Below are 8172 nucleotides of genomic sequence, written 5' to 3' on the forward strand. Positions count from 1 at the left end.
AGCTTCGGGAGAACCTACACAAAAAAAAAGTTCCAACTTATGTTGAAACTTTTGAGCGGGTAATAGTCCCGAAGCTTCGGGAGAAACTACACAAAAAAAAAGTTCCAACTTATGTTGAAACTTTTGTGCGGGTACTAGGACTCGAACCTACACGCCTTGCGGCACCAGATCCTAAGTCTGGCATGTCTACCAATTTCACCATACCCGCAACACGAGCGCAAGCGAACTTGCGTCAGCAAATGTGAGTGCAAATATAGTTATTATTTTGAAATTCCAAAGGACAAATCCCAAATTCCAAAAAAACATCTTTAGCTATCTTAATTTGGAATTTGGAATTTTAAATATTGGAATTTCAATTCGTATATTTGACGGTATTAATTAACAATCAATCATGGACAACATAAAAAACTACGTTCAACAAAATAAGGAACGTTTTATCAATGAATTAATCGAATTATTAAAAATTCCTTCCGTAAGTGCGGATAGCGTTTATGCTCAAGATGTAATTAACACCGCCGATGCCGTAAAATCTAGTTTAGAAAAAGCAGGCTGTAGCGTTGTAGAAATATGCGAAACACCGGGTTATCCTATTGTTTACGGAGAACATATCATTGACAAAAATCTGCCTACTGTTTTGGTTTACGGTCATTACGATGTGCAACCGCCAGATCCACTAGAACTGTGGACTTCGCCACCATTTGAACCCGTTATTAAAGTTACCGAAATTCATCCTGAAGGCGCCATTTTTGCACGTGGTGCTTGCGATGACAAAGGGCAAATGTATATGCACGTGAAAGCTTTTGAGTATATGATTGCTAACAATTGTTTACCATGCAACGTTAAATTCATGATTGAAGGGGAAGAAGAAGTAGGTTCCAAAAGTTTGAGCTGGTTTGTAGAAAATAATCAAGAAAAATTAAGCTGTGATGTGATTTTGATTTCCGATACGGGAATGATATCCAACCAACAACCAAGCATTACCACTGGTTTGCGTGGTTTAAGCTATGTTGAAGTGGAAGTTACTGGACCCAATCGCGATTTACACTCCGGATTATATGGCGGTGCAGTTGCCAATCCAATCAATGTATTGACGAAGATGATTGCTTCACTTCATGACGAAAACAATCACATTACCATTCCCGGATTTTATGATAAAGTAGAAGAGTTAACCGCTACCGAAAGAGCCGAAATGGCCAAAGCACCTTTTTCTTTAGACAATTATAAAAAGGCCTTAGATATCGATGATGTTTATGGTGAAACGGGTTATGTAACCAATGAAAGAAACGCTATTCGTCCAACTCTAGACGTAAACGGAATTTGGGGCGGTTATACTGGCGAAGGTGCCAAAACCGTCATTGCCAGCAAAGCGTATGCAAAAATTTCGATGCGATTAGTCCCAAATCAAGATTGGAATGAAATCACAGAATTGTTCACCAAACATTTTGAAAGCATCGGGCCAAAATCAGTGAAAGTAAAAGTGACACCTCATCACGGCGGACAAGGTTATGTAACGCCAATTGATAGTATTGGATACAAAGCAGCAAATAAAGCATATACCGAAACTTTTGGAGTTCCCGCTATTCCGGTTCGTTCTGGGGGAAGTATTCCTATCGTGGCGTTGTTCGAAAAAGAATTGAAATCAAAAACGATATTAATGGGATTTGGGTTAGACAGCGATGCCATTCATTCACCTAATGAACATTTCGGAATTTTTAATTACTTAAAAGGAATTGAAACCATTCCGTTGTTTTATAAGTATTTTGTGGAGTTGAGTAAATAGAAATTCTCGCAAAGTCTCAAAATCCGTTTATTCTTAATTGAGTGAACGGATTTTTTTGGGCGTTCCCTCGTTGCACAAATATATTGCTTTAAAGAAGTTATGATTAGCAACGAGGTCGGGCTTTCCGTTTCAATCTGTCATTGCGAGGAACGAAGCAATCCATCTAGCCACAATTGATTTCGCAATGTCAGGATTTCCTCTTCAATCCCTAACGCAAGAAAATAATTATCTCAAATAATATAAAAACCTTTCAGTTTTAGACTTTTTTTATTGACTAATCTTTTAAAAATTGTTTAACAAAAGTCAAATTTTCTGTTTTAATTTTCAAATAATAACTCCCCTTAGACAAATTAGAAACATCAATACTTTGTTGATTACCTATCGCCTTTTGAATAATTTGCCCCATGCTATTATATAATTCAATGTCAGATATTTCTAAATTATCTTTTGATATTAATTGTAATACATTTGTTGTAGGCACAGGAAAAATAGTGAATTGATTTTCAAAATCAAAAGAAGTAACACCTAGATTTTCAATTACAGAATTAGTAGTATTAGTGATGATTGGAAAATTATAATCAAAATAAATATTCGCTTGATTTGAAAAATTTATTCCCTGTGTCACAGATGGTAATAGTTTTATTTTGAAAACAACATAACCATCATTGCTGGCATCATCAAAAGGTAAATTTATATTTTCAAAAATGAACTCCACTTTATTTCCTGCGATTCTCGTATAAAAATTATGACTTCCGATGACAGCTGTTAAGGTTGTTATGTCAAATTTACTCATATCAATAATATCTTTTACCACAATATTTTGTGCCGGAAATGTTCCTGTATTTTCAAATCGGATTTTATAGGAAACATAACCCCCAATAAAATCAGTGCCTAATGTTTCGCCTTCCAAACAGATTTTATCATTCGGGTCAAAGGAATTCACCAACATTTGATTCAATAAATGGTTGTTTGGAAAAGGTTGAACCACTCCGCTTTCTGCAATTGATGTTGTAAAATGCAGCACATCGCCACCATTCAACGGTGGTGTTTCCATTGGTTGGTTCAGATTAAATGTGAGGTTTATGGTTCTGATTTCAAAAGGCATTAAATTGTCAAACGACCAATTCAAAGTTCCGCCTGAATTGGTTATTGGCAATATTGAAGCTGAAACAAAATCCAAAACAGCATCGGGAAAATTCAGGATTATCGTTCCGCTATCAATAGTGTTTCCGGTATTCTTATATACTATTTTATAATTTGAATCAAATCCAGGAACTGCTGGGTTAAGTGGAATTAAAGTGATTTCAAAATCATGCAATGGTGTTCCCGCTGCTATACAAAAATTTTGTGTTATTGGGCTATTTTGTGATGGGAAATTAACCACTGAATTAGATGGCGAAACTATAAATCCTGTAGGGTTTTGAATAATCGGTGTAATGGTATGTGTCCCTTGACCAACATTCAATACATAATTTCCTGAAGCATCAGAAATGATGGTGCCTGTTTCCGTTCCGTTACTTATAGTGAATTGTTGGTTGGGTATGGCAAAATCGCCAGCATCACAACCATTGCCGTTAGAGTCAAATTGTGTTGACCCATTTACTGTATAAAATGTACCGCCTGGCGTAAAGCTACAATAAGAATTAACTTGTACCTGATTTTGCAATCCTAATTGGGTAATTTTTGCCTGGATATTTGGTCGTTCTCCTTCATCGACACAAATAAAAGATAAATTAGGGCAATTACTGATACTTAAAGACAAGGCTTGATTTTGAAAAACATCGCCGCCTTCATCACAAGTGATTGTGATATGATTGAATCCGTTTTTTAAAATGACATTCTTCAAATTAGGGCTATTCGAAATAGTAACATGTCCCGTCTGTTCAGGTTCACAGCCAGTAACATTCCTGTAATTACCTAAATCAAAAAAGGTGTTATTTGAAGAATAGACAATATTTCCACCCACATTATTAATCCTATCCTCGATATTATTGCCTAAATAAACAATACTTGTAGGATCGATGCCGGCACCCGATAAATCGAGTAATGTAAACTGATTATTTCTAAAATTAACATAACCTCCAATTGAGCAGCCGCCGCTAAACTGAATAGAGGCTAAATTATTATTGTTTACGTAAAACCCGCCATAAACCGAGCAATTATTAACTGACAAACTTGTAAGTTGGTTGTTACTTAAATTCACTTCATAAAAAAGGGCATTACTAACAGAAAACATTGAAAGGTTATTATTACTTAGGTCTAAAATGGGATCATACTCCATATTGGAATTTCCGAAATTTACATTTACTGTAGTCAATTCGTTATTGTTTGCAGTCAATTCCATTAAAATGATGGTGTTAGAAATTGTTAAATTGACCAGTGAGTTGTTACTACAGTGAAGAAATCTTAAGTTGACAAAGTAATTAATTCCTGTCAAATCAGAGATATTTGAATTGGGCACATCTAAGAAAACAACATCTGCAACTTCACTCATTTCAATTTCTCCATCATTATTGGCATCAATTGTTATTGGTTGATAGAAATTGTCGCGAGCAACGTTTGGATGGAACAATTTAGCTTTAAAATTAGCATCCGGAAAATTGATTATCTGTCCGTTGGCAAATAATGTGAAAACGAGCAGCATAAGAAAATATAATTGTTTCATAAAGGAAATTTTACAATACAAATGTAAGTAAATTAAAAACAAAAGAATAATTATAGTAGACTAATTTTGAACACCTTACAATAAACCGAAACTTTTGGCGTTATATTTGTATAATCATCAATCAATTAAAATCAATCATCATGTTAAAACGTTTTTTCCTCCTGTGTTCTGGTGCCGATAGTGACATCGTGAACTCTTGTTCCAACGGCGAACAAAACAAATACGCAGGCATTGGTGCCACCGTTTTCTTTACAGCAGTTATGGCATTTATTGCCAGTAGTTATGCGCTTTACACCGTTTTTGACAATCCCTATATAGCTATTGCATTTGGAATAGTTTGGGGTTTTTTAATTTTCAACTTGGACCGATTTATCGTTTCAACCATAAAGAAACGAGACAGTTTTCTAGACGAATTGATTCAGGCGTCACCGCGAATTGTATTGGCGGTTATCATTGCAATTGTAATTTCAAAACCATTGGAGATTAAAATCTTTGAAAAAGAAATCAATACGGTTTTACTAAAGGAGAAAAACGAAATGGCGATTGCCAATAAAAATCAGGTTGCCAATTATTTCAAAACGGATGTCGATAAAAACAAAGCGGAAATGGACAGTTTGAAATCGGGCATTGCTAAAAAAGAAAAAGAGGTCGCCGATTTATACCAATCTTACATCACCGAAGCGGAAGGTTCGGCTGGCACTAAGAAAATGGGGAAAGGTCCGATTTATAAAGAGAAAAGAGTAGCGCATGATTTGGCTGCCAAACAACTGGATTCGTTGAAAATAAGCAATACCAAAATCATAGCCGAAAAAGAAGCAAGAGCCAAAACGTTGCAAACCGATTTGGATAAAAAAGTGAACGAAACCCAACCTATTATTGACGGTTTTGATGGATTAATGGCGCGAATCAATGCGTTAGGGAAATTGCCATCGCTTCCTTCTTTATTTATAATGTTGCTATTTTTAGCGATTGAAACTTCACCCATCATTGCCAAATTATTATCGCCAAAAGGAGAATATGATTTCAAGCAAGAAGATTTAGAAATGGGCATCAAAAATGTGATTTCTCAAAACCGGTATCAAAGCGAATTGCAGAAGAAAACCGATGCCGAAATTTATGATAAAGTCTATGCTGACATCAGAGATGATAAGGAGTTATACAACTATAAGAAAAAAGGCGCCACCGAATTACTTAAACTTCAGGCCGATGGTTTTGTAGAAAAGCAGCGAAAATCAATGTGATTTTTTAACCACAAAGCACACAAAGAAGGCACAATGAGCATAAAGAAAACCCAATATTATAAAGTATTGAGTTTCTTTTTCTTAGTATGTCAAAATACTTTCGAAACTGCATTTATCATAAAAAATATGCGGTTATTTATAAATTTTTCACTAAAATTGACAGTTTTTAAAATCAAAATTTTCAATGAAATCAAAACTTGCAATCGTTCTATTTCTATCTGTCAGCTTTTCAATAGTAGCGCAACAAAAACTCTCAGTAGAAGAAATTTATTCAGGTGCTTTTAGACCTGAAACCATGGATGAATTATTCGCCATGAAAAATACTAATCAATATACAGTGCTCAATTTCGATCGAGCTACACGAAGTTCACAAATTGATTTGTATGATTTTGCTACGTTAAAAAAAGTAAACACAATAATTGACACAAAAAGCTTTCCAGAACTTGTAGATGGAATTGATAGTTTTGTTTTTAGCAAAGATGAGAAACAAGTACTGTTGGCAAATAATTCCAATCAAATCTTCCGTTATTCCTTCAATGCCAATTTTTTTCTGTATAACCTAGATACAAAAAAGTTGACCAAAATACTTGAACAAGTCCAACAACCAACATTTTCACCAGATGGATTGAAAATAGGGTATGCCAAAGAGAACAATCTTTTCATCTACGATATTGCTTCCCAAAAAACTACTCAAGTCACTTTTGACGGTAAAAAGAACAGCATCATTAATGGTATTACAGATTGGGTTTATGAAGAAGAGTTAGCTTTTGTGCGAGCTTACGATTGGAGCGCCGATAGTAAAAAGCTTGCCTTTATTCGTTTTGATGAAACCGAAGTGCCAGAGTTTTCTATGAATATTTTCAAGAAAGAATTGTACCCAACGGTAGAAACATTCAAGTATCCAAAAGCGGGTGAAAAAAACGCTAAAGTTTCTCTACTACTATATGATATAGCTTCCAATAGTTCAAAAGCTATTGATTTAAATAATTACAATGATTTTTATATCGCTCGAATAAAATGGACTAATGATGCTAATGTGCTTTCTGCTCAAATTTTAAACCGTCATCAGGATAATTTAGACCTGCTTTTTATTGATGGAACAACGGCAATTTCAAAAGTGGTTTTGAACGAAAAAGACAAAGCATATATTGATGTGACGGATAATTTGACTTTTCTAAAAGACAACAGTTTTATCTGGACATCAGAAAAAGATGGCTTCAATCACATCTATTTATATGACAAAACAGGAAAACTGAAAAATCAAATCACCAAAGGCAATTGGGAAGTGACGGCTTTTTATGGTTTTGACGAAAAAAATAAAACGATTTACTATCAATCGGTAGAAAACGGTTCAACCATTAGAGACGTTTATAAAATAGGATTGGATGGTAAAAACAAACTAAAACTATCACAGCAAGTAGGAACAAACAGCGCTACTTTTAGTCCAAATTTTCAATTTTTTATCAATTCTTTTTCCAGTTCAAGTCAACCAACAATCAATACTTTAAACAGTACCAATGATGGGAAGCAAATCCAATCCATTATTGATAACAAAACCCTAGCTGAAAAAGTAAAAAAATACAATCTACCAACCAAAGAATTTTTTGAACTCACCACCGAAAAAGGCAATAAACTCAATGCGTGGATGATCAAACCAACCGATTTTGATGCCAACAAGAAATATCCCGTTTTTATGTATCAATATTCCGGACCTGGAAGCCAACAAGTAGATAACAAATGGAATACGGCTAATGATTATTGGTTTATGATGCTGGCACAACAAGGGTATATTATTGCTTGTGTTGATGGAAGAGGAACTGGATTTAAAGGCGCAGCTTTTAAAAAATGTACTCAAAACCAATTAGGGAAATTGGAAGTTGAAGACCAAATTGATGCTGCGAGAGTGATAGGAAACTATTCCTATGTTGATAAAACAAGAATTGGTATATTTGGCTGGTCTTATGGCGGATTTATGTCGAGCAACTGTTTGTTCAAAGGTGCTGATGTTTTCAAAATGGCAATTGCTGTTGCTCCAGTAACCAATTGGCGTTTTTATGATAGTATTTATACAGAGCGTTATTTACAGACTCCTCAAGAAAATGCAAGTGGTTATGATGACAACTCGCCTATAAACTATGTGAGTAAATTGAAAGGAAATTTTCTACTTATTCATGGCACAGCCGATGATAATGTACATGTACAAAATAGTATGCAAATGATAGAAGCACTAGTGCAAGCCAACAAACAATTTGATTGGGCTATTTATCCCGATAAAAACCACGGCATTTATGGTGGAAAAACCAGAATTCAATTGTACAACAAAATGACTACTTTTATCAAAGAGAAATTGTAAATCATTTATGCATTTAGTAACTATTCAAGATAAAATTTATGAAGTAAATGGCATTAAAGTAATGCTTGATTTTGATTTAGCAGAACTTTATGTAGTTGAAACGCGTGTTTTGAATCAAGCGATTAAAAGAAAT

At 34.6% G+C, this 8172-nt stretch carries 5 protein-coding genes and 1 tRNA gene; 4 read left to right on the forward strand and 2 right to left on the reverse strand.

The window, feature by feature from the left end; translation table 11 throughout:
* Window positions 1-126: 126 nt before the first annotated feature.
* Window positions 127-208, reverse strand: a tRNA-Leu gene (locus ACK5ON_RS06645).
* 183 nt (window positions 209-391) lie between these two features.
* On the opposite strand from ACK5ON_RS06645, the gene ACK5ON_RS06650 reads away from it, so the two are divergent.
* On the forward strand, window positions 392-1780 hold the full coding sequence (locus ACK5ON_RS06650) for a dipeptidase (RefSeq protein WP_409821011.1): 1389 nt from the start codon (window positions 392-394) through the stop codon (window positions 1778-1780).
* Between the two features lie 274 nt (window positions 1781-2054).
* Here ACK5ON_RS06650 and ACK5ON_RS06655 read toward each other — a convergent pair whose 3' ends face one another.
* Window positions 2055-4445 carry a T9SS type A sorting domain-containing protein gene (locus ACK5ON_RS06655; RefSeq protein WP_409821014.1) on the reverse strand — a complete coding sequence of 797 codons (2391 nt, stop codon included), beginning with the start codon at window positions 4443-4445 and terminating at the stop codon, window positions 2055-2057.
* 140 nt (window positions 4446-4585) lie between these two features.
* Between ACK5ON_RS06655 and ACK5ON_RS06660 the strand changes: the two genes are divergently transcribed.
* The 3 genes from ACK5ON_RS06660 to ACK5ON_RS06670 form a co-directional block, all read left to right on the forward strand.
* Window positions 4586-5686, forward strand: a complete 1101-nt coding sequence (locus ACK5ON_RS06660; protein WP_409821016.1) for a DUF4407 domain-containing protein — start codon at window positions 4586-4588, stop codon at window positions 5684-5686.
* Window positions 5687-5870: 184 nt separating this feature from the next.
* The gene (locus tag ACK5ON_RS06665; RefSeq protein ID WP_409821018.1) at window positions 5871-8039 is read left to right on the forward strand and encodes a S9 family peptidase; all 2169 of its coding nucleotides are present in this window, start codon (window positions 5871-5873) and stop codon (window positions 8037-8039) included.
* Window positions 8040-8046: 7 nt separating this feature from the next.
* On the forward strand, window positions 8047-8172 hold a 126-nt coding region (locus ACK5ON_RS06670; protein WP_409821020.1), incomplete at its 3' end, for an ORF6N domain-containing protein.

Origin of the sequence: Flavobacterium sp. (assembly GCF_046317795.1) — a bacterium.
Taxonomy (GTDB): domain Bacteria; phylum Bacteroidota; class Bacteroidia; order Flavobacteriales; family Flavobacteriaceae; genus Flavobacterium.

Bases quoted from the DNA above. Each gene is read 5' to 3' on its own strand.
- ACK5ON_RS06650 (WP_409821011.1), top strand. From the start codon at position 392: ATGGACAACATAAAAAACTACGTTCAACAAAATAAGGAACGTTTTATC.
- ACK5ON_RS06655 (WP_409821014.1), bottom strand. From the start codon at position 4,445: ATGAAACAATTATATTTTCTTATGCTGCTCGTTTTCACATTATTTGCC.
- ACK5ON_RS06660 (WP_409821016.1), top strand. From the start codon at position 4,586: ATGTTAAAACGTTTTTTCCTCCTGTGTTCTGGTGCCGATAGTGACATC.
- ACK5ON_RS06665 (WP_409821018.1), top strand. From the start codon at position 5,871: ATGAAATCAAAACTTGCAATCGTTCTATTTCTATCTGTCAGCTTTTCA.